This is a genomic window from Paenibacillus sp. NPDC058071, from assembly GCF_042885235.1.
Classification (GTDB): Bacteria; Bacillota; Bacilli; order Paenibacillales; family Paenibacillaceae; genus Pristimantibacillus.
In genome coordinates this window covers 174,153-195,654 of the sequence record NZ_JBHVSK010000010.1, presented here as the reverse complement: position 1 = coordinate 195,654, position 21,502 = coordinate 174,153, and the positions used below count along the sequence as shown (strand labels likewise).

Below are 21,502 nucleotides of genomic sequence, written 5' to 3'. Positions count from 1 at the left end.
CCCGATCAAATAAATTCGTTAAACATATTTTTTATCCGTTCAAACATACCGGGTTTGGATGAAGCGGTGGAACCCGTCTTGCGGTTTGTCGTTTTCTTTGCTGGAGCCGTGCTGTGAACTCCCATATATTTCGACACGTACTGAATCATGCCGACTCCGCTGCTGAACGCAGGGTCTCTAACGCCGATATAATCAGGAAGCGCCACGCGAACCGTCGATTCAAGCTCGGCTTGCGCCAGCGCCATCGTGCCGGGCATCGTTACGGAGCCGCCCGTCAGAACGTAGCCGTTCACTTTGTCTCCAAAGCCGAGACGAGCCACTTCTTGGCGAACCATTTGGAAGATTTCCTGCATACGCGGCTCGATAATGCTAGCAAGGTCGACCTGCGTAAATTCTTTCTCCAAATTGCTGCCCATACGGGTTACTTTGAACTTCACGTCTTCAGCGGCGTCGCTGACAAACGCGCAGCCGTACTTCAGCTTAATCTTCTCTGCTTGCTCAGTCTGCGTACGAAGCCCGTAAGCGATATCGTTCGTTACGTACTCCCCGCCGATTGGCAGCGTCGAAGTAGCCGCAAGTCCGCCGTTCTCGAAAATGGTAATCGTCGTCGAGCCCGCCCCAATATCGGTAAGAACGGTTCCGATCGACTTCTCGTCCTTCGTAAGCGCCATAACGCCAGAAGCGAGCGACATTAGAATGACGCCCGAAATTCGAAGTCCCGCCTTCTCAACACAGCGCATCAAGTTATGTATAGCGGTCTTCGCACCGGTCACGATCGTCGCTTCAACTTCCAGGCGAACGCCGATCATGCCGCGCGGGTCGGAAATGCCTTCCAGACCATCAACCAAGTATTGCTTCGGCACCAGATTGATAATTTCTCTCTCAGGCGGTAAAGCAACTACTTTGGCGGCCTGGAGCACCCTCTCAATATCTTCCTCCCCTATTTCACGATCCTCGTTGGATACGGCAACAACGCCATGGTTCGTCTGCAACGCAATATGATTGCCCTGAATGCCGACGTACACGTCTGATATTTGAATGCCAACCATCCGCTCCGCATGCTGCACCGCATTACGGATCGATTGGACGGTTTGGTCAATATCTACAATAGCCCCTTTGCGAATACCCTCCGAGTCGGCAGATCCAACTCCAATAATATTAATGGTTCCGTTGTTCACTTCACCAATAATAGCACGAACTTTGGATGTACCGATGTCCAAACTGACAATGATGTCGTTACTGCTCAACCCGCGGCACCTCCGTTTCAACTAATAAAATATAGAGCTTCGATAGGTATACTTCGGAAACGTCTTTCTACATATTCAACGTAGTTGATATTTTCCCTCTTTTTTCAACAAAATTTTCAATATTCTAATGTGAAGGTGCGCTTCTACAACCTGAACATCGTTAAACACGCACCGTAGGCAGACCTATGTCGCAATTATACATTATCTAAAATTCTACCATTCTTTCAAGCTATTGAGTAGTCTCTTTTTAGTCGGATTCCATATTTTCTGCATTATTTCCATCAAAAGGAACGTAAGTGTCAGCAAGCAGCATCGTTATCTTCCCCGGCTCCTGCGTTTCGATGACAGCGTTCAGCGCGTCGATCTTGCTAGCCAGCACCGAAATGGAGGTGACGACCTCAAATTTCGTTCTCGTATAAATGCGGATTCGATCCGGGTAAGCTTTGGACGGATAAGGAATGATCTCCGATAAATCGGACAACTGCTTTGAGGTTATCGTGCCAAGCTGCTTGGTCAACTCCGCCCGCTGCGGATCGCCTACCTTCCACCCCGACAATACCGGCTTGTCCATTAACACATCGTTGTTTAACGAGACGACGCTCGTGCCGTTCGACATAATCGCCGTCATCGCGCCGTCCGCGGCAATTTCAAAAGCGACAACCTCGAATTCCTTAACCGAAATTGTAACCGCTCCCGGAAACTTTTTTACAACGGTGACCTCCTGAATCGGCTTCAAAGCGCGAATCCGATTCTCAATCCGCTCGGAGGAAGTGCCGAAAAACGCATCTCCAATTTCGATGTCCGACGCTTGTCTAATATCATTCTCGTTTGCGTACTGCGCCCCGTTCACTTTAATAGAGGAAATTTTACTAATCGAAGAGTTGAAAAAGAGTACGGCCAGAATAACGGCAAATAAAAGAAGGAGAACAGCCACCAGCTTGCGGCTGCCCTTTCTTGGCCTTTCGGGCTTTTTTAATACAGGCATCTGCGAGCTCAATACTTGTCCCATCCTTCCTAAAAAGCATCCGGTCCCCCAAACAGGCGGGAGCCGGTCGTTCGACTTGCCTTATGCGTAATATCAGTTCGATAAGTTGTTCGGTACAGGAGAATAACGCGATATGCGCGCTCCGAGACGGCTCAGCATCGATTCAATCCGATCGTAGCCGCGGTCGATATGATGAATTTGCTCTACAATTGTCTTGCCCTGCGCCGCCAGTCCGGCAATCACCAAGGCTGCCCCCGCTCTTAGGTCGGTCGCTTCCACAGTCGCGCCGTACAATCTCGGCACGCCTCGAAGGATAGCCGCGTTCAGATCGACGCGAATATCGGCCCCCATGCGGGACAATTCGTCGACATGCTTCAGCCTGCCTTCGAAAATGGTCTCCTTCATGATGCTTACGCCGTCCGCCAATGCCAACAGCACCATCACTTGCGATTGCAGATCGGTCGGAAAAGCCGGGTAAGGCGCGGTTACGATCCGCTCCACCGCTTTCGGGCGGGACGAACTTCCAACCCTAATTATATCACCGTCTACCGCAACTTGAACACCCGCCCGGCGCAGAACGTGAATGAGCGACGATAAATGCCCCGGATTTGTATTCATCAGCGTCACTTGCCCGCGTGTTGCGGCCGCCGCGACCATAATAGTTCCTGCTACGATGCGGTCCGGAATGACACTGTACTGGCAAGGCGTCAACGACGCCACACCGTCGATTGTGATCGTGTCCGTTCCAGCCCCAAACACCTTCGCGCCCATCGCAACCAGAAAACGCTGCAGGTCTTGAATTTCCGGCTCGCGAGCGGCATTGTTGATCGTCGTCCGTCCCTCAGCCAATACGGCCGCCATCATAATGTTCTCAGTTGCGCCTACGCTCGGAAAAGCGAGATGAATATCGGCGCCGCGCAGCTTCTCCGCCCGGCACACAATTTTGTTGCCAAGCTCCTCGATTTCCGCTCCGAGCGCCTCGAGCCCTTGCAAATGCAAATCGATTTTGCGTTCCCCGATCGCGCAGCCGCCGGGCTGGTAAACCTGCGTTTCACCGAATCTTGCGAGCAGCGGGCCCATCAGGAAGATGGAAGACCGCATTTGACCCATTAGCGATTCGGGCACATGCGACGTATGCGCCGTGGCGGTATCCAGCACGACCGTATCCCCGGTATGCTCGGCGCGGCAACCCAATTCCCGCAAAATGTTCAGCATAACTTCGATATCAAGCAGCTTAGGCACATGTTCGATCGTTGTCGTCCCATCGGCCAACAAGCTTGCTGCCAATATCGGCAAAGCGGCATTTTTCGCTCCTTGGATAACAATGGTTCCTGAGAGAGGTTTCCCGCCTTCGATCACCAATTTGTCCAATGTATCACCTCCGAATTACCGCTCACCCACCACCAATACTTCCGGTACTAAGGAAATTCCGAACTGCTCCCGGATTACTCCTTGGATATGTGACATGAGGGTGAGAACATCTTCAGCTGTCGCTTGCCCTGTGTTAATTATGAAATTGGAATGAAGCTCGGAAACCTCGGCTCCTCCGACGCGAAAGCCCTTCAGCCCGGCCGCTTCGATCAGCCTCGCAGAATGATCGTTTGGCGGATTGCGGAACACACTGCCTGCGCAAGGCAGCTGCAGCGGCTGCGTCCGAAGACGTCTTTCTTTATGCGCAGCCATCGATTCGGTGATCAACTTGCGGTCTCCGGGGGAGAGCTCGAAGGCAGCCTCCAGTACAAACCCTTTCTTCTCCTGAAGAATGGAATGGCGGTAGGAAAAATTCATATCCTTGCCTTCGTATCGAACCAATTCACCTGTCTCCAGCACAATTTCAGCTGATCTAAAAATACGTGACACGTCGGAACCGTGCGCCCCGGCGTTCATATAAACAGCTCCGCCAACCGTTCCTGGAATCCCCCCTGCGAACTCCAGACCGGTAAGCCCCTCCTTGCCGGCCATAACCGACAGCTTAATGAAGGAATAAGCCGCTCCCGCATAGACGACATCGCCGTCAAAACGCGCATAATCCAGTCCGTCCTTCGGTTTGATGACTACGCCGCGAACCCCTTTGTCGCTTACGAGCATATTCGAGCCCCGACCTAAGCTGGTCCAAGGAATCCCATGCTTATGAAGCAGGCGAATAGCCGATACGAGTTGTTCTTTGCCTTCCGGAATGAGCAGAATGTCGGCGGGACCGCCGATTTTCCAAGTTGTATGATTAGAGAGCGGCTCGTCAAACAGCAATCGGCCGATTGCCGCTTGCTCAAGCTCCTCGATGAAATGTTTCAAAGGTCGTACCTCCTTATGCTTCCGGGATAAGAGGATGCGCGTACGGTTACGGCTGCCGTTTCTTTCAGGCAAATCCGATCGCGATGCGATAGTCATGACCTTGCCGATAGGTGACGGTCACGATTTATAGAGTATCCTATGCCCTGCGCCCGCCGAGTGTGACAGCCGCCCATTAGGCCCGCGCGCTCCGCCGGAAGCTTTGTTCGATTCTTATTCTAGCACGGTTATTCCGATTGCTACTATATGTTTTATACGGCTGACACCAGTAACGACTAGCAACACCGCAATTCATTATAGCGTAAAAACAAGGCGGACGTCATAAGCCCGCTGAACGCCGGCCCTTGTCGTCCGCCTTTCGTTAGCCGCCGCACGCCGTTAATGGCGCCGGCCGGCCTCTTCGATACATGTCCGCAACTGCCGCTTTATCATTGCCGCGAATAACGCGAAATGTTCAGCAGAATGCCTAGTGCGGTGAGCAGCAGCGTCAGCGAAGAACCTCCGTAGCTGACGAGCGGCAGCGTAATGCCGGTAACCGGCATCGCGCCAATGACGACGCCTATATTAATCAGCACCTGCACTCCGACGATTCCGATGATCCCGACCGCAAGCAGACTGCCGAACGTATCCGGCGCCGAAATCGCCGCCCGGATCCCCCGCCATACAAGCACGAGAAAAAGCAAAATGAGTGAAGCTCCTCCAATAAAACCGAGCTCCTCCGATAAAATCGAGAAAATAAAATCGGTCTGCGGCTCCGGCAAGTAACTGAACTTCTGGCGGCTCATGCCGAGCCCGAGGCCGACCAGGCCGCCCGGTCCGATCGCATAAAGCGATTGGATAATTTGATAGCCGGTGCCGCGCGGATCGGCCCAAGGGTCCAAAAAGCCGGTAATCCGGTCCAACCGGTACGGCTCTGCAATAATCAGACCAATCATGCCGAAGACGCCGACGCCCATAAGCGAAGCCAAATGGATAATTCTAGCGCCCGCCGTAAAGATCAGCAGCATGGATGCGCCGACCATAACTGCCCCCGAACCAAGATCAGGCTGCAGCATAATTAAGCCGAAGGCCAACCCAACCAGCCCTAGCGGCGGCAGCAGGCCTTTCGTAAAATGCGTAATCGTCTGCTGCTTCTCGGACAACCATTTGGCGAGAAAGAGCAGCATCGCCAGCTTCATGAACTCCGACGGCTGAATGCCAAAGGAGCCGATGCCGAGCCAGCTGCGCGCTCCGCCGCGAACGACGCCGATACCAGGAATCAATACGATCAGAAGCAGCGCGAAGCAAATAATCAGCGCTGGCTTCGCCCACTTCCGCCAGACCAAATAATTGGTGTTCATCGTCACCAGCAGCGCGCCGATGCCGATTACCGCCCATATAAATTGGCGTTTGACAAAATAAAACTTGTCGCCGTGTTCATGAAAGGCGAGCACGGCGCTTGCGCTGTATACCATTATCAATCCGATTGCGAGAATAAGCGCAATAGAGACGATCATCCATACGTCCGGGGCGGACTTGGCTTTTGCCATAGCGAAACACACCTCTTAGCGGTAAGTAGGGACAAGCCCCCTACTTACAAGGTATGCGCCGAATCTTTAAAAATGCGCCCGCGTTGCTCATACGACTGAAACATGTCCCAGCTCGCGCACGCAGGCGACAACAGGACGATATCGCCCGGCTCCGCAAGCTCCGAGGCATGGCGGACCGCTTCGCGCAGCGTCGATTCGGCGTCCTTAGCAGGTTCGACCAATCGGACGTGCTGTAAACCTGCCAGTTCGGCCACGCCTGCCAGCTTGCTTCTCGTCTCGCCCAGCGTGACCAAGCCTTTCAGCCGGTCGCGAAACAGCGGAAGCAGCTCCATATAATCGGATCCGCGGTCCAGCCCGCCGGCAATCAGCACGATCGGCGCGGACAGCGAGCCGACCGACATCGTCGTTGCCGTCGGATTGGTCGCCTTCGAATCGTTGTAGTATTTGACGCCATTCACTTCCGTCGTATATTCCAACCGATGCTCGACGCCCTTGAAGCCGCGCAGCACGCCTTCCAACTGCTCCGGCGCCGCTCCGGCGCTTAGAGCAGCCGAGATAGCGGCAAGCGCGTTGGCCGTATTGTGGCGGCCCGGAATGCCAAGCTCGGAGACAGGCACGATGACCTTCTCCGTTCCATCCTCTTGCCGCCAAACGATATGACGGTCGGCTTCCTCGCCGCCGTCCTTCGAGTAAGGCGGCTCAACGCATACGCCTTGCGAAAGCCGTTCATACAGCGAGAACGGCAGCACTCGCGAGTGCAAGCCAGCCGCAATTTCCCTGCATACCGCATCATCCCAATTCAGAACGGCGATATCCCGCTCCGTTTGATTGGCGAAAAGCTTCGCCTTCGAGGCAATATAATCTTCCATTCCGCCGTGGTAATCGAGATGCGTTTCAACGACGTTCAACAGCAGCGCAACGCTAGGCCTGAAAGCCGCCGTTCCTTTCAATTGAAAGCTGCTAAGCTCAGCGACGATCCAATTATCTTCCTTCGCGGCAACCGCAGCTTCGCATAGCGGCGTGCCAATATTGCCAGCCACAATGGGATTGAGATCGGCCGCAGCCAGAAGCTCGCCGAGCCAGGTCGTCGTCGTCGTTTTGCCGTTAGAGCCAGTAATGCCGATAATGGGCGCAGGTGAAAGCCAATAAGCGACCTCTACTTCCGTGACGACTTCGACGCCAAGCTCCAGCGCCCGCTGAATCGGGCCGGTCGTATAAGGAATGCCCGGATTTTTGACCAACAGCGCCGTTTCGGCGGTGACAAGATCGTCCGGGTGGTATCCGCACAGTACAGAAATGCCCAAAGCGGTCAATTCGTCCGCTTCGGGACATAGTTCGCGTTCTTTTTTATCGTTGACGACAACGTCGGCTCCTAAGGAATGGAAAACTTTCGCGACGCTTACGCCGCTTCTCGCAAGACCTAGTACGACGATCTTGCGGTTCCGGTACGTTTCCGGATGATTCATAATACAGCAGCTCCTTTTGTATGCTGGAAGCAAGATCATAGCCTAAAAACGGAATCGCATGCCGCCTCCCTGCCTGGAAGGACGCTGCATGGCGAAAAGACGGAAGCCCGCAAACGGCCGCAACGTACGCAGACGCGGAGCGGATGCGGGTCCTTTCTGTCCTTTCGCCTAACAGCGTGCCGGCTGTTAGGGGCTGACCCCCCGCACATCCCGCGGCCAGTGTCCGGAAGCGCCAGGCGCTCCGAATCTGACAGCGGCTGCCGGAAGCAGCCTTAAAATACGCCCGACAGCGCCAGCCCGACCAGCGCCAGCACCAGTCCGACGAACCAGAAGCTCGTCACGACGCGCCATTCGGACCAGCCGGACAGCTCGAAGTGATGATGGATCGGACTCATCTTGAAAATGCGCTTGCCGCGCAGCTTGAAGGACGACACCTGCAAAATGACAGAGAGCATCTCAAGCACGAACACGCCCCCGATGACGACAAGCAACAGCTCCGCCTTCGTCAGGATCGCAACGGCGGCAATGCCGCCTCCGATTCCAAGTGAACCGGTGTCGCCCATGAACACCTTCGCCGGATGCGCGTTGAAAATAAGAAAGCCAAGCACGGCGCCGATCATCGCTGCCGAGAAAATCGCCGATTCATACTCGGAAGCTTGCAGCGCCACGATCGTGAAAGCGCCGAAGGCGATGGCGCTTGTACCGGACAGAAGCCCGTCGAGGCCATCCGTAAAGTTGACCGCGTTGCTGGCGCCGAACAAAATAATAACGACAAACGGGTAATAAAACCAGCCCATGTCGAAGCCCCAGCCCGTGCCGGGAACGGCAATGAACGTGCTGTGATTCATATTGTACAACTGGGCGCATACGATGATGGAAAACAGCAATTGGCCAAACAGCTTTTGGCGGGCGGTCAAGCCAAGCGACCGCTTGAATACGATTTTAATGTAATCGTCAAGAAAGCCGACAAGCCCGAAACCGAGCGAAGCGGTCAGCAGCACCCAGAAATCGGCCGTTTTATCGGAAAACTTTAAAAATGCGATAAGCAGGGCCAGCATAATAATAATGCCGCCCATTGTAGGCGTGCCGCTTTTCTTCAAATGGCTTTGCGGACCGTCAACCCGGATTTGCTGCCCGAACTTCATTCGCCTGAGCAAAGGGATGAACAATGGTCCTAGCAAAACAGCTAGCAGAAACGAAGCGCCTAAAGTAAACAAGATGACCATCATGTCCATTTCCTCACCCCGCTTCCAAAGTTTGGACAATCTGTTCCATACGCATACCTCTTGATCCTTTGACGAGTACGAGATCGTCAGGCGCTAGCCGCGCTTTCAGCCAGTCGGCCAACTTTTCCTTATCGTCGAAATGAACAATGCTGTCGTCGTCCGCCAAGTCGCCGAAAGAAACTCTAGCGCCTTCGGACGTATGCGTCGACAGCGTGCCGCAAGTCAGCACAGCTTCCGCTTTTTCTGGCGTCACGTATGCACCCGTTTCATGATGAAGCTTCGCTTCATCCGGCCCGAGCTCGAACATGTCGCCGAGCACAATCCATTTTTTACGGAACCCTTCCAGCTGCCCCACGAGATCGATAGCCGCGCGCACGGCGGTCGGGTTCGCATTATAAGCGTCGTTCAGAATCATCGCTCCGTTATACGCCCGAACCGGCTGAATGCGCATCCCGGTCAGCGTAAGACCGGCAAGTCCTTCGCGAATCTGTTCGCCGGAAATGCCGAGCCGGCGGCCTACCGCAATAGCAGCAAGCGCATTGCTGACATTATGCTGGCCAGGCACCGGAATTTCGTAGACGGCTCCCGCGTCGGCATGTCCTTGGCGTGAGACGGCAAAGGCGGATGAAACTGCGCCTATTTCAATGTTATCGGCCGCCCAGTCATTGTCCGACTGCAGGCCGAACGTCTGCAGCTCAGTACCTTCCGGCAGCGGCGTGCGGGCGAGCTCCGCTTTCAACAGCGGCTCATCGCCGTTATAGAGCAGCAAGCCGCGGGACTGCAAGCCTTGCGCAATTTCCAGCTTCGCTTTGGCGATGCCCTCGCGAGAGCCGAGCTGCTGCAAGTGCGCATCTCCAATATTAGTAATGACCGCGATGTCCGGCTTGGCGATGTTCGTCAGCAGCTCGATTTCTCCAAAGCCGCTCATGCCCATCTCCAGCACGGCGCAGTCCGTCTCTTCATCCAGTTGCAGAACCGTCAGCGGCAGTCCGATATGGTTGTTCAAGTTCCCTTCCGTCTTATGCACCTTATAAGAGGTGCCGAGGACGGCCGCAACCATATCCTTCGTCGTCGTCTTGCCATTACTGCCCGTAATGCCGATGACGCGTACGTACAGCTCCTCGCGGTATGCGGCGGCTAGCTGCTGCAGCGCCTTTAACGTATCCTTAACGAGCAGCAGCGGCGCCTCTGCAAGCTCCTCCGGCACCGCGCGGCCCCGTTCCCATAACGACGCGCTCGCGCCGTCCAGCAGCGCCTGCTTAACATAGTCGTGCCCGTCGAAACGGTCCCCGACAATCGGCACGAACAGCTGTCCCGCCGTTACACGGCGAGAATCGGTGCCGACGCCCGCAATCCGAATCGCAGCGTCCTGTTTATTCCATCTGGCGCCGCACATTTCGGCGACTTGCTCCAATGTTCGATTAATCAATGTAATAATCCCCTTATCGCTTCTTTCGCCACCAAACGGTCATCGAAATCGTGCTTGACGCCCGCGATATCCTGATAAGTTTCATGGCCTTTCCCCGCAATCAATACTACATCGCCTTGGCTTGCCATTTCAACCGCTTTTTGAATTGCGGCGCGGCGGTCGACGATCAGCTCGTAGCGGTCCCGGTCAACCGAATCGGCGATAAGCCCCGCTTCGATGTCCTTTAAAATAAGCTCCGGGTCCTCGGTACGCGGGTTATCGGATGTGACGAATACATAGTCGGCGTACTTAGCAGCGATCGAACCCATAATTGGCCGCTTCGTTCGGTCGCGGTCGCCGCCGCAGCCGAATACGCACAGAAGCCGCTTTGGCTGAAGCTCCTTCACGGCGCGCAGTACATTTTCCAAACCGTCGGGCGTGTGGGCATAGTCGACGACAACCGCGAACGGCTGGCCGGCTACGACCGACTCTACGCGCCCCGGCACGCCTGGCAGCGCTTCAAGACTCGCTTTGATTTGTTCCAGCCCGATGCCCTCTATCAAGGCGCAGCAGACGGCTGCAAGTGCGTTATAGACGTTGTACTTGCCGACCATTTGCAGCGTAATATCGATGCTCCCTTTAAACGTTTCGAGATGAAAAAAGGTTCCTTGCGGCGTAATCGAAACCGCTGTAGCCCGCACGTCCGCCTCTCGTTCGATGCCGTAGGTCACGACTTCGGCCGACGTCAGCGCAGCATACTCGGCTGAGACGGCGTCGTCGACGTTCAGAACAGCAAACGAGCGCTCCGCCGGATCGGCTGAGTATTCGTTCCCAAGACGGGAGAAAAACAAGCCCTTGGCGGCCGCATAACGCTCCATCGTGCCGTGATAATCCAAGTGGTCCTGGGTTAAGTTCGTAAAGACGGCTGTGCGGAATTTGCAGCCTTTGACCCGGCCCTGCTCCAGCGCATGCGACGACACCTCCATCGCGCAGTGCGTCGTGCCCGCATCGACCATCTTCGATAAGTAGCGCTGCAGTTGCAGTGCTTCCGGCGTCGTGCCCGACATCGGAACGGATTGTCCGGCATAGCGCATTTCGACCGTTCCGATAACACCCGCCTGCCGGCCGCTGTCATTTAATATCTGTTCAATCAAATAAGTCGTCGTCGTCTTGCCGTTCGTGCCAGTCACCCCAATCAAAATTAACGACCGGCTCGGGTGACCGTAGAAATGATCTGCGATAACCGCCATCGCCAGCCTGCTGTCCTTCACGATCAACTGCGGCGCATCGACGTCCAGCGGCCGTTCGGCTACGAAAGCGACCGCTCCGCGCTCAGCGGCCTGCGGTGCGTACTGATGCCCGTCAACCGTATGGCCGGGCAGGCAAATGAACAGATCGCCTTCCCGGACCAGCCGGGAATCGGTCTCGATTCCGCTAATCGCTGTTCCTCCGTCTCCTATTAGCCTGGATGTCAGTAATAGATCGGCCAATTGCTGCAATTGCATAGTGTAAGCCTCCTCATAAGGTTCGTGGAGCGTAATCTATTTTAAGAGCGTCGCTGCGCAACAAAAACCGCATCGGAAGCATACGCCTTTATTCTGCCGCCTTCCTTGCCCTAGGCGGACTGCTATCTTCCATTATAGTCAATGAGAATGCGATATATCATCCTCGCTGCCTAAATAGATGCGGATCGTAGATCCGCGCTCAACTCTCGTGCCGGCCGCCGGCGCCTGACGGACTACCGTGCCGCCGCTGCCTGCCGATGAGAGATTAAAGTTCATATTCATATCTTCATAAATGTCGGAAACCGTCTTGCCAACGAGATTCGGAACAGTCACGATCGGTGTTTCGCCCGGCTTATACACCCGGCCGATTTGCTTGTCGCGCGGCGGCACCTGAAGGATAGTCAGCGCATCCTCCATAATGTTGCGTACAATTGGCGCGGCGACTACGCCGCCGAATTGAATGCCTTGCGGATTGTCGACAGCGACGTAAACGACGATCTGTGGATCGTCGGCCGGAGCGACGCCAATGAATGAGACGATATGCTCGTTCGGCGAATAACGTCCGTTAACGACCTTCTGCGCCGTTCCGGTTTTGCCGCCGACCCGGTAACCGTCGATAAAGGCATTCCGTCCCGTACCTTTGGCGACGACGCTTTCGAGCGCTTCACGCACCAGTTTGGACGTATCCTCCGAGATCACTTGTCTAACCGCTTCCGGCTCGGTGCGCTGCACCACCACGCCAGTTTGCGGATTGATCCAGCCCTTCGTCACATGCGGCTTATACAAAGTGCCGCCGTTGACGGCTGCGGATACCGCTGCGATCTGCTGAATCGGCGTAACCGACACGCCTTGCCCGAAAGCAGTCGTCGCAAGCTCGACCGGTCCGACCTGATTCAGCTTGAACAAAATGCCGTTCTCTTCGCCGCCGATGTCGATGCCTGTCTTCGTGCCGAACCCGAAATTTTTAATATACTCGAATAATTTATCTTTGCCAAGCCGCTGCCCCAGCGTAACGAAGCCCGGATTGCAGGAGTTTTCCACCACTTCAAGAAACGTTTGGCTGCCATGGCCGCCTTTCTTCCAGCAGCGGAGTCTCGCTCCGCCGACTTCAATTGCGCCGGGATCGTAAAAATATTCGTTCGTCAAACTCACTTTCTTCTCTTCGATCGCAGCGGCGAGCGTAATAATTTTAAACGTCGAACCTGGCTCGTATGTCATCCAGATTGGCAAATTGCGATTGTATACCTCGCTTGGCACCTCTTTGTAATTGGCCGGCTCATAGGTTGGCCGGCTCGCCATGCCGAGAATTTCACCGTTGTTTGGGTCCATGGCGATTGCAATAATGTTGTCGGCTTGCAGCGAAGCCATCGCCTGATCCAATTCCCGCTCCATCACCGACTGAATCTGCTTGTCTAATGTCAACTGCATAGTCAAGCCCTGCTTCGGTTCGACGTATGTATCCGAGGAATTGGGCATTTGCCTGCCCTTCGCGTCGGACAAAAAGGAAACATTGCCCTTCAGCCCCGTCAACAAATCGTTATACTTTAATTCAACTCCCGTAAGGCCCTGATTGTCAATGCCCGTAAAGCCGAGTACATGCGCGGCCAAGCTCCCGAACGGATAAAAGCGCTTATTGTCCTCGGCGACCACGATGCCGGGCAAATTAAGCGCTCTTACTTCGGATGCCTTCTCCAGCGTCATTTTACGGCCGCCCGGCTTCAGGTCTACAAGCATCGTTTTCTTTTTGCCAAGCAGCTTCGTTATCTCTTCCTCTGTCATATCCAAGTAAGGCGCCAGCGCCTTGGCGGTCGCCGGCTTATCCTTCACTTGGGCAAGCACCGCCCAAACCGTCGGCGAGCTGACGTTGTAGGCCAGCTTTGTGCCGTTCCGGTCCCATATTTCGCCGCGCTTGGCCATATACGGAATATCGCGCCGCCAAGAATTCTCGGCTTTTTCGGTCAGCTCGGATCCTTGCCACAACTGGACGTAAGCAAGCCGCAACATCAGCCCTAGAAAAGCGATCACTCCAATAACCAATATGGCAAACAGCCTGCGACGCACCGTCACGTTCGATACTTTCATTACTTGCTCCCCTTCCGCCCGAAAACTCTAGTGAAACGCGTAGGCCTTCGCCTCCGCTCATTCCCAGATTATTCGGGACAACCGTGGAGTAGAACAAGCTTTGTCACTCTCCTGCGGGAGGATCGCCGCCCTCCGGCGCGTCGTTCGCAGAATCGCTGTCCGAGCCTTCTCCGGCAGCTCCTTCCACATCCTCGTCAGAGCCGCCGTCTTCCGTTCTCGGCGTGTCCGAGCCGAGAGGAGGCTCTAGCTTCAGCGTCAACACGCGTTCTCCGTTCCGTTGCTCTTCTTTCTGCGAAACCACGTAGCCTTCGCCTTCGATGACGAGCTTCACATTCAGCACCGAGCTGATTTCGACCGCGTCGCGAAGTGAAACGCCGGTCAAGTCGGGAACCTTTACTTTCTCCCGCTGTTCGGTAATCAGATAAATGCGCTGAGTCGGGTGAACTAGGGTACCCGCGGCAGGCACCTGCTGCACAATCGAAGAACCTTCACCCACCACTTCGAACGTCAACGATCTCGATTTCAGCTGCGCTTTAGCGTTTGACAGCGTCAGCTCCCGAACGTCCGGAACTTTGACTGTTTCTTTCTTCGTTTCTTCCATTCCATCCTTGTCTTTATCCTTGTCCTTGACTTCGTAGCTTGGCGCAACGCCCATATGGCGCAGAGTCTTGGACACGATCTCCTTAAATGCCGGAGCAGCAACGCCGCCGCCGCTGGCTAAAGAGTTGTTCGGCTCATCGACGACGATATACAGAACGATTCTAGGATTCTCGACCGGCGCGTAACCGATAAAGGAAACGACGAACTTGGACAGGGAATACCCCGTCACCCCTTTTACCGTCTTTTGCGCCGTACCTGTCTTGCCGGCAACGCGATAGCCTTCGATATAAGCGTTACGGCCCGTCCCGTTCACTCGGTCAGAGACGACCTGCTCTAAGTACTCGCCGACTTTCTTCGAAGTTTCTTCCGAAATAACTTGACGGACGAATTTCGGCTCGAACGTCTGCGTCGTTTTCGTTGTCGGGTCATAAATTTCCTTGACGATTTGCGGCTGCAGCAGCTTGCCTCCGTTGGCTACGGCCGCTACGGCGGTAAGCTGTTGAATCGGCGTTACCTGCACCGGACCTTGTCCGAACGTTACGCTGGCGATATCGCGGGGAATGGATAAGTTCAAATTGATTTTGCCCGCCGCTTCGCCGCTGAGCTGAATGCCCGTTTTCTGACCGAAGCCGAAGCTGTTGATATAGCTGAGCAGCTTCTGACCGCCAAGCTGCTCGTACCCCAGCTTGACGAAAGCGACGTTACTTGAATGCTTTAAGCCGTCCAAATACGAGATTCTGCCCCAACCAACTCTGTTGCTGTCTCTGATCGGCTTGGACTTCGAGTCGACGCGAATGCTGCCCGATTGATAAGTATCCCCAGGGTTGAAAAGCCCCTCTTCCACGGCTGCAGCGAGCGTTACGATCTTGAACGTCGAGCCCGGCTCGTACAGCGACCGGATGGAGTGGTTGTATGCATTGTCGAAATCGGCTTTCCAATAGGTATTCGGATTGTACGTTGGCATATGGGCCATGGCCAATATTTCCATCGTCTTCGGATCGGCCGCGATCGCCGTCACCGTTTTCGGATTATACTGCTTGACGATCTCTTTCAGCGCCTGTTCGACGTAGCCTTGTATCTCAGAGTCGATCGTCAATTTAATATCTTTCCCGTCCTGCTGCGCGACGTACTCGAATTCGCCCCGCGCCAGCTGAATCCGCTTGCCGTCCTTCTCATATTTCAGTTCGCCATCGACGCCGCGCAGCAGCTTGTCGAACGACGATTCGACGCCCGTTTTCGCCTCGCCCTCCATATCAACGTAGCCGATCAACTGAGAGGCCAGCGAGTCCCGGGGATAATAGCGTTTCTGATCGTACATCAAATAGATGCCAACATCGACGTTGCTTTTCAGCTTATGCTTCTCGATCAAGCTTTGGCGAAATTCCTTGACCTTGTCGGCCTTTTCTTTGTCGATTTTCAGGCCTTCTCTGCGAATTTCGCGCTGTTTATAAAATTCGCCCTTTTCATTCTGGGCGTTAATCTGCTTGCGAAGCTCGTCCTCCGGCTTGCCGAGAATGTCGTGAAGCCCTTTTACCACTTCTTCCGACAGCTCCAGCTTGTTGATGGCATATGGACTGACTGCGACTGTGTAGGCGAGCGTATCCATTGCAAGGACGTTGCCGTTGCGGTCTGTAATATTACCCCTATGCGCGACGAGCTTTTCTTGGGCCGACCATCTCGTCTTGGCCAAATCGAACCAATAATCGCCCTTCACGACCTGAACATAGAAAACCCGGCTAATTAAAACGAGAAAAAGGAGGGTCAGGAACCCTCCAAACAACAACGTGCGTAATCGGATTCTTTTATGCATAGCGTCACCTATTTGCGTTCATGGCGGAGGCGGTTCCGTCCGACGTCTTCACGGTAATGCCCGCGTCTTCTGCGACGGCCATCCCCTGCTCTTCGGCGAGCTTGCGTATTCTTTCCGGGTTGCTCAGCATTTCCACCTGCCGCTTCAACTCGATCATCTCTACATTCATCGACTCATATTCGTTGTTCATTTGCTTGATGTTGACGCTCATATCGTATATTTGCGTCTGCCGGATCAGAATCGCGCAAAGAACGGCCACCACAACAACAACGGAAAAAAGATAAAGCAGTTTCTCCTGCGTCGGCAACGACTTTCTTTTTACAACGACTCTCTTCGTTTCGCGGATGACTGTTTTCTGATCCGGTTTCCGTTTCGGCTGCATGGCCAAATTACCGTTCATATAAGCCAATGAAAGTACCCCCTTTAAATTACAGTTTTTCGGCTACCCGCAGCTTTGAGGATCGCGCGCGCGGGTTCCGTTCCAGCTCCTCTTCTCCCGGTATGATCGGCTTCCGATTGACTAGCCGAATCGTCCCTTTTGCCCCGCAAACGCACATCGGAAAATCGGGCGGGCAGGTGCATTTTTCAACAAATTTCGCAAATGACTGCTTGCAAATCCGATCTTCCAGCGAATGAAACGTTATAACTGCCGCGCGGCCGCCTGGAGCGAGACAGCGGACCGCTTGCTCCAGCGCGTCTTCCTCCGCTCCAAGCTCGTCGTTCACTGCGATTCGCAGCGCCTGGAAAGATCGTTTGGCGGGATGTCCGCCCGTTCTCCTGGCCGCAGCCGGAATGCCGGATTTCACCAACTCGGCGAGCTCGCCGGTTTTCTCAATCGGCGCCACCTCACGGGCTTGGATGATTTTGCGGGCAATTTGACGAGAAAACTTTTCCTCTCCATATTGGAACAGGATCCGGGCGATTTCCTTCTCATCCCAGCCGTTGACAATATCGTAGGCGGTCAAAGCCCCGTCCTGATCCATCCGCATATCGAGCGGCGCGTCGTGATTGTAGCTGAAGCCCCGTTCCGCCTCGTCCAGCTGAGGGCTGGATACGCCAAGGTCGAACAGGATGCCGTCGACTTGCGGCACGCCGTCTTTCGTCGGCACATTGCACGTGAGAAGCATTTCTTGCAAATAACGAAAATTGCTTTTAACCAGCGTTACTTTATCCATATAGGGAGCAAGCCTTACACGTGCGTTGTCCAGCGCCGCGTCGTCCTGGTCGAAAGCGATCAAACGGCCGCCGTCGCCCAATTGGGAAACGATACGCTCGCTATGGCCGGCGCCCCCGAGCGTGCAGTCGACGTAAATGCCGTCCGGCTTGATGGCCAATCCTTCGATCGCCTCTTCCATGAGTACCGTAATATGCTGAAACACGCTTTAATCCTCCCATTCTTGTTGTTTGCCTTAGAAGTTGAAATCGAAATCGACGAGCTTCTCGGCGATTTCATTGAACGTCTGCTCGGACTGCTCGTAATAGCCGTCCCAGGTTTCCTTGCTCCAAATCTCCACTCGGCTGGATACGCCCAGCACCATGCAATCTTTGTCAAGCTTGGCATATTCGCGCAAATGGCTTGGCAAGTTTACCCTTCCCTGTTTGTCCAGCTCGCATTCCGTCGCTCCAGAAAAAAAGAAACGTGTGAACGCTCTAGCGTCCGACTTCATAAGCGGCAGCGACTTGAGCTTTTGCTCCAGAACGCTCCATTCGCTTATCGGATATACGAATAAACAGTTGTCGAGACCCCTCGTAGCGATAAAAGAAGCGCCAAGCGACTCCCGGAATTTGGACGGAATAATGATGCGGCCTTTATCGTCAATGCTATGCTGGTATTCACCCATAAACATGAGACAGCCCCATCCTTTCCCCCATATCCACCACTTTACACCACTTTCCCCCACAATGATAGAGTAGTTCGCCACCTAAAATAAAAATCCTGCCTAAGTAGCAGGATTTTCGAAAAATAATTTATGCTGTTAACTGATATCGTTCCGATCGTCTGGCGGTCCAGCTTCCTTATCGTTTTGAATTCCGTTTATCTTTTCTTTCTGCACGCTCACAGGCCGAGCGGGCTTGGACTTGCTGTTTCTCCGCACAAGCCATATGACCGGCGAAGCGAGAATAGCCAGGAAAACGACGACTGGAAGAGCTCCTGCGATAAAAATCATCAGCCCTTGCAATACATTAACCATCGTGTCTACGCTTGCCGACAAAGTCTTCGACATGCGTTTGCCAAGCGTCGGCTTGGCGTCGTAGGCATGCTCGGAAGTCTGGTACAGCCTTAGCTCAACTGTAGAAAAAGCAACGCCGCGATCCAGGTAGCGGATACGCCCTTTGATTCTTTCAATTTCCTCCTGCACAGTCGACAGCTGCTGCGAAAACTTCACCAGGTCGTCCGCCTTCTGGGCTTGATCCATAAATCCGAGCAGGCGTTCCTCTACGACGAGCTTCGCCTTCAACCGGGACTCTAGATCTACATATTCTTCGGTGACGTCCGTCGCTCCGATCTGCCGCTCGAATCGTTTATGCTCCATTCCGTCCAATCGATCGATGAAGGATGTAAAATTACCCGACGGCACTTTTATCGTATAAGTAGACCCTTTCTCATATTTGTACTGTTCATCTTGGAACTGCAGAATGTAGCCGCCGCTCTGATGAATGGCATTGCGCAATTCGGTAACCGCCTTGTCGTAATCGCCAACCTCCATCGTCAGACTTGCTTTGTAAATCAGCTTCTGGCTAAATCCGGTTTCACTCGATGAGGCTGCAGGCGCAATATTACCGATGGATCCGCCTTCTCCGCCGCCACTTGTGTTCGCTTCACCTGCATCACCCTCAGCTCTTTCAGCCACTTCATTCTTCGCAGCTACGGTCTGGCCTTCGGACAGCTTTGAATCAGACGTGCTTGCAGCTGTATTCTCGTTCCCCCCATATTGATTGGACGACGAGCAGCCGGATGTCACAAGCAGCACGGTTAATATGACCGCCAGCAGTAGAACGAAATGTTTACGCATGAAAAATCCCCCTTTTTCTGTTTCGCATTCCGCGAGACAAAGCGCCATTCGAGAGACCGAGACCTCGGATGCTGCGCCCGCTCGCCTATATGACGAATAAAATGGATAAATGTTGCAACATAGGGGGATTATTCTCTATTTAAATAAGGATTCGATGAGTTCCGCCATGAGCTTAGCCGTTCTCCACTGTTGATCGAGCCGCGGATTCAGCTCGACAAAGTCGGCCGAAGCCAGCTTCGATGAGCGGCCAAATAAGGCCAGCGCCTCCTTCGCTTCACGAGAGGATACGCCGCCCGCGACCGGCGTTCCGGTTCCCGGAGCTTCGGCCGGATCGATGCTGTCGATGTCAAAGCTCAAATGGATGGCGTTTGCGCCGTTTCCAGCAATAGCAAGCGCCTGTTCAGCGACGGCTTTCATCCCCAGCCGCCGAATGTCGGACATGCCGAAGCAGCGGATGCCCAGCTTGCGGATCGTCTCCGCTTCGGCGGGATCGATTTCCCGCACGCCGATTAATACGGTCCGCATAGGACTGATCTCTCCCGCTCCGGCAGATATAGCGCCTGCCTGCAGCCGGGTGAGGCCGAGCGCAGTTGCAAGCGGTATGCCGTGCATATTGCCCGTGAGGCTGCTGTCCTCGGTGTTCAGGTCCGCATGGGCGTCGAACCAAATGACGCCCATCTCCCGGCCCTCTGCCGCTAACCCGGCCACCGTACCGATGGCGATACTGTGATCGCCCCCGATCGTCAGTGGGAACGTTCCCGCGTCGGCAGCCCTCCTGACAAGCGGCGCAATAATTCGGCCCGCGTCGAACACCTCCGCCGCATGCTTCATTGCCGGAACGGCAAACGAATAGGATGCCGCTTCCGGAGTGGGCATCACCCGGCCCGGCCCCGGCAAGTCCGCTTCCTTTATGTCTGCGATACTGCAGCCGGCCGATCGCAGGCGGCCGGACACATCCAGCCGGGCCAGCCCAGCAGGGCCGGCTTCGCTGCCAGGATGGCCGGCTCCGGCTCCAAATGGCGCATGGACGATCGTAACGTTAATTGCTGTATGGCTGTCCCCGCTCATGGCCGAAACACTTCCTCTATTCTCTCCAGCGCCCAATCCAGCTCCTCTTGCTCGATTGTTAGCGGCGGAGCAAACCGGATGGTCGTTGCATGCGTTTCCTTGCACAAAACTCCGATCTGAAACAACGCTTCGCAGTACGCCCTTGCCTGTACAGAAAGCTGCATGCCGATCAGCAATCCTTTTCCTCTTACCTCGATAATATCGCTATGCTGGATCGAAGCGAGTCGCTCCTTGAAATAGACGCCGAGACGCTCTGATCTTACGGCCAGCCGTTCCTCCTCCGTCGCCTTCAAGGCGGCGACGGCGACAGCACAGGCGAGCGGATTGCCGCCGAAGGTCGACCCATGAGAGCCCGGTTCGAACAAGCCGAGCAGATCTTCGTCCGCGGCCACCGCCGATATCGGCACGATGCCTCCGCCAAGCGCTTTACCGACAATATAGGCGTCAGGCACTACTCCCTCCCAGTCGCAAGCGAACTTCCTGCCCGTCCGGCCGAAGCCGGTCTGAATTTCATCGGCAATGAACAATACATCTTGTTTCTTGCAGATCGCATAAGCTTCTTGCAAGTAACCGTCCGGAGGAACGACGACGCCCGCTTCCCCTTGAATCGGTTCGACGAGGAAGGCTGCCGTGTACGGCGAAATGGCCTGTGCGAGCGCCTCCGAGTCGCCATACGGGATAATGCGGAAGCCCGGCGTGAACGGGCCAAAGCCGTCACGGTATGGCTCTTCGGATGAAAAGGACGTAATCGTAATCGTTCTGCCGTGGAAATTACCCTCGCATACAATGATTTCAGCCTTGCCCGGCGGCACGCCTTTCACCCGGTAAGCCCAGCGGCGTGCAGCCTTAAGCGCCGTCTCGACCGCCTCGGCACCTGTATTCATGGCCAATATACGTGATTTCCCGGTATAATCGGCCAGCTTCTTAGACAATAGCCCGAGTTGCTCGCTATGAAACGCTCTGGAGGTAAGCGTGACCTTATCGGCTTGCTCCTTCAACGCCCGAATAATAGCCGGATGCCTGTGACCATGGTTTAACGCAGAATAAGCGCTTAGCATATCCAAATATTTGCGCCCTTCCGGATCTTCGACCCATACCCCTTCGGCGCGAGCGATCACGACGGGAAGCGGACTGTAATTGCGAGCACCGTAACGGTCCATCAGCTTGATCGTATCGACGGAGCTTTTCATGCTGAAATCCCTCCTTTACTCATTGTACGGCGGCAACCCCGCGTCCCATTCCGTTAATTCATGTTCACGAGCCAGCGCCTCAC

General features: G+C 54.7%; 17 protein-coding genes. All 17 read right to left on the bottom strand.

Features of this window, described 5'->3' with window-relative positions:
- Nucleotides 1-5: 5 nt before the first annotated feature.
- A complete protein-coding gene (ftsA, locus tag ACFVTB_RS17935) occupies nt 6-1,247 on the bottom strand; it encodes a cell division protein FtsA (protein ID WP_387751913.1) in 1,242 nt (413 codons plus the stop codon).
- Nucleotides 1,248-1,494: 247 nt separating this feature from the next.
- Nucleotides 1,495-2,244, bottom strand: a complete 750-nt coding sequence (locus ACFVTB_RS17930) for a cell division protein FtsQ/DivIB (protein WP_387751911.1) — start codon at nt 2,242-2,244, stop codon at nt 1,495-1,497.
- 81 nt (nt 2,245-2,325) lie between these two features.
- Nucleotides 2,326-3,603 carry a UDP-N-acetylglucosamine 1-carboxyvinyltransferase gene (gene murA / locus ACFVTB_RS17925; protein ID WP_387751908.1) on the bottom strand — a complete coding sequence of 426 codons (1,278 nt, stop codon included), beginning with the start codon at nt 3,601-3,603 and terminating at the stop codon, nt 2,326-2,328.
- A gap of 15 nt (nt 3,604-3,618) precedes the next feature.
- The gene (gene murB / locus ACFVTB_RS17920) at nt 3,619-4,524 is read right to left on the bottom strand and encodes a UDP-N-acetylmuramate dehydrogenase (RefSeq protein ID WP_387751906.1); all 906 of its coding nucleotides are present in this window, start codon (nt 4,522-4,524) and stop codon (nt 3,619-3,621) included.
- Between the two features lie 425 nt (nt 4,525-4,949).
- Nucleotides 4,950-6,050, bottom strand: a complete 1,101-nt coding sequence (gene spoVE / locus ACFVTB_RS17915; RefSeq protein ID WP_387751904.1) for a stage V sporulation protein E — start codon at nt 6,048-6,050, stop codon at nt 4,950-4,952.
- 44 nt (nt 6,051-6,094) lie between these two features.
- Entirely contained in the window at nt 6,095-7,516 is a 1,422-nt protein-coding gene (gene murD / locus ACFVTB_RS17910) for a UDP-N-acetylmuramoyl-L-alanine--D-glutamate ligase (RefSeq protein WP_387751901.1), read from the bottom strand.
- 272 nt (nt 7,517-7,788) lie between these two features.
- A complete protein-coding gene (gene mraY / locus ACFVTB_RS17905; protein ID WP_387751898.1) occupies nt 7,789-8,751 on the bottom strand; it encodes a phospho-N-acetylmuramoyl-pentapeptide-transferase in 963 nt (320 codons plus the stop codon).
- Between the two features lie 4 nt (nt 8,752-8,755).
- Nucleotides 8,756-10,171, bottom strand: coding sequence for a UDP-N-acetylmuramoyl-tripeptide--D-alanyl-D-alanine ligase (locus ACFVTB_RS17900; protein ID WP_387751896.1), 1,416 nt, complete (start codon nt 10,169-10,171; stop codon nt 8,756-8,758).
- Complete coding sequence (locus ACFVTB_RS17895) at nt 10,168-11,655, bottom strand: UDP-N-acetylmuramoyl-L-alanyl-D-glutamate--2,6-diaminopimelate ligase (protein ID WP_387751893.1); 1,488 nt, start codon at nt 11,653-11,655, stop codon at nt 10,168-10,170. The genes ACFVTB_RS17900 and ACFVTB_RS17895 overlap by 4 nt, the downstream gene beginning before the upstream one ends.
- A gap of 138 nt (nt 11,656-11,793) precedes the next feature.
- Nucleotides 11,794-13,737 (bottom strand): stage V sporulation protein D, encoded by a 1,944-nt coding sequence (locus ACFVTB_RS17890; protein WP_387751891.1) that lies wholly within the window; start codon nt 13,735-13,737, stop codon nt 11,794-11,796.
- Nucleotides 13,738-13,840: 103 nt separating this feature from the next.
- Nucleotides 13,841-16,147: a penicillin-binding transpeptidase domain-containing protein gene (locus ACFVTB_RS17885; protein ID WP_387751888.1), complete on the bottom strand. Its 2,307-nt coding sequence runs from the start codon at nt 16,145-16,147 to the stop codon at nt 13,841-13,843.
- Between the two features lie 4 nt (nt 16,148-16,151).
- Complete coding sequence (gene ftsL / locus ACFVTB_RS17880; RefSeq protein ID WP_387752063.1) at nt 16,152-16,547, bottom strand: cell division protein FtsL; 396 nt, start codon at nt 16,545-16,547, stop codon at nt 16,152-16,154.
- A 28-nt stretch (nt 16,548-16,575) separates the two neighbouring features.
- On the bottom strand, nt 16,576-17,526 hold the full coding sequence (gene rsmH, locus ACFVTB_RS17875) for a 16S rRNA (cytosine(1402)-N(4))-methyltransferase RsmH (RefSeq protein WP_387751885.1): 951 nt from the start codon (nt 17,524-17,526) through the stop codon (nt 16,576-16,578).
- A 30-nt stretch (nt 17,527-17,556) separates the two neighbouring features.
- The gene (mraZ, locus tag ACFVTB_RS17870) at nt 17,557-17,994 is read right to left on the bottom strand and encodes a division/cell wall cluster transcriptional repressor MraZ (RefSeq protein ID WP_387751884.1); all 438 of its coding nucleotides are present in this window, start codon (nt 17,992-17,994) and stop codon (nt 17,557-17,559) included.
- A 129-nt stretch (nt 17,995-18,123) separates the two neighbouring features.
- Nucleotides 18,124-19,161 carry a DUF4349 domain-containing protein gene (locus ACFVTB_RS17865; protein WP_387751881.1) on the bottom strand — a complete coding sequence of 346 codons (1,038 nt, stop codon included), beginning with the start codon at nt 19,159-19,161 and terminating at the stop codon, nt 18,124-18,126.
- Between the two features lie 135 nt (nt 19,162-19,296).
- Nucleotides 19,297-20,229 carry an arginase gene (gene rocF / locus ACFVTB_RS17860; RefSeq protein WP_387751878.1) on the bottom strand — a complete coding sequence of 311 codons (933 nt, stop codon included), beginning with the start codon at nt 20,227-20,229 and terminating at the stop codon, nt 19,297-19,299.
- Nucleotides 20,226-21,419, bottom strand: a complete 1,194-nt coding sequence (gene rocD / locus ACFVTB_RS17855; RefSeq protein WP_387751875.1) for an ornithine--oxo-acid transaminase — start codon at nt 21,417-21,419, stop codon at nt 20,226-20,228. Before rocD ends, rocF begins: the two co-directional genes overlap by 4 nt.
- Between the last annotated feature and the right edge of the window lie 83 nt (nt 21,420-21,502).

Excerpts from the sequence above, each read along its gene's own strand:
- murD (WP_387751901.1), bottom strand. The coding sequence starts at position 7,516 with ATGAATCATCCGGAAACGTACCGGAACCGCAAGATCGTCGTACTAGGT.
- spoVE (WP_387751904.1), bottom strand. The coding sequence starts at position 6,050 with ATGGCAAAAGCCAAGTCCGCCCCGGACGTATGGATGATCGTCTCTATT.
- ACFVTB_RS17890 (WP_387751891.1), bottom strand. The coding sequence starts at position 13,737 with ATGAAAGTATCGAACGTGACGGTGCGTCGCAGGCTGTTTGCCATATTG.
- rocF (WP_387751878.1), bottom strand. The coding sequence starts at position 20,229 with ATGAGCGGGGACAGCCATACAGCAATTAACGTTACGATCGTCCATGCG.
- mraY (WP_387751898.1), bottom strand. The coding sequence starts at position 8,751 with ATGGACATGATGGTCATCTTGTTTACTTTAGGCGCTTCGTTTCTGCTA.
- mraZ (WP_387751884.1), bottom strand. The coding sequence starts at position 17,994 with ATGTTTATGGGTGAATACCAGCATAGCATTGACGATAAAGGCCGCATC.
- ACFVTB_RS17895 (WP_387751893.1), bottom strand. The coding sequence starts at position 11,655 with ATGCAATTGCAGCAATTGGCCGATCTATTACTGACATCCAGGCTAATA.
- ftsL (WP_387752063.1), bottom strand. The coding sequence starts at position 16,547 with ATGAACGGTAATTTGGCCATGCAGCCGAAACGGAAACCGGATCAGAAA.
- rocD (WP_387751875.1), bottom strand. The coding sequence starts at position 21,419 with ATGAAAAGCTCCGTCGATACGATCAAGCTGATGGACCGTTACGGTGCT.
- ACFVTB_RS17885 (WP_387751888.1), bottom strand. The coding sequence starts at position 16,147 with ATGCATAAAAGAATCCGATTACGCACGTTGTTGTTTGGAGGGTTCCTG.
- ACFVTB_RS17865 (WP_387751881.1), bottom strand. The coding sequence starts at position 19,161 with ATGCGTAAACATTTCGTTCTACTGCTGGCGGTCATATTAACCGTGCTG.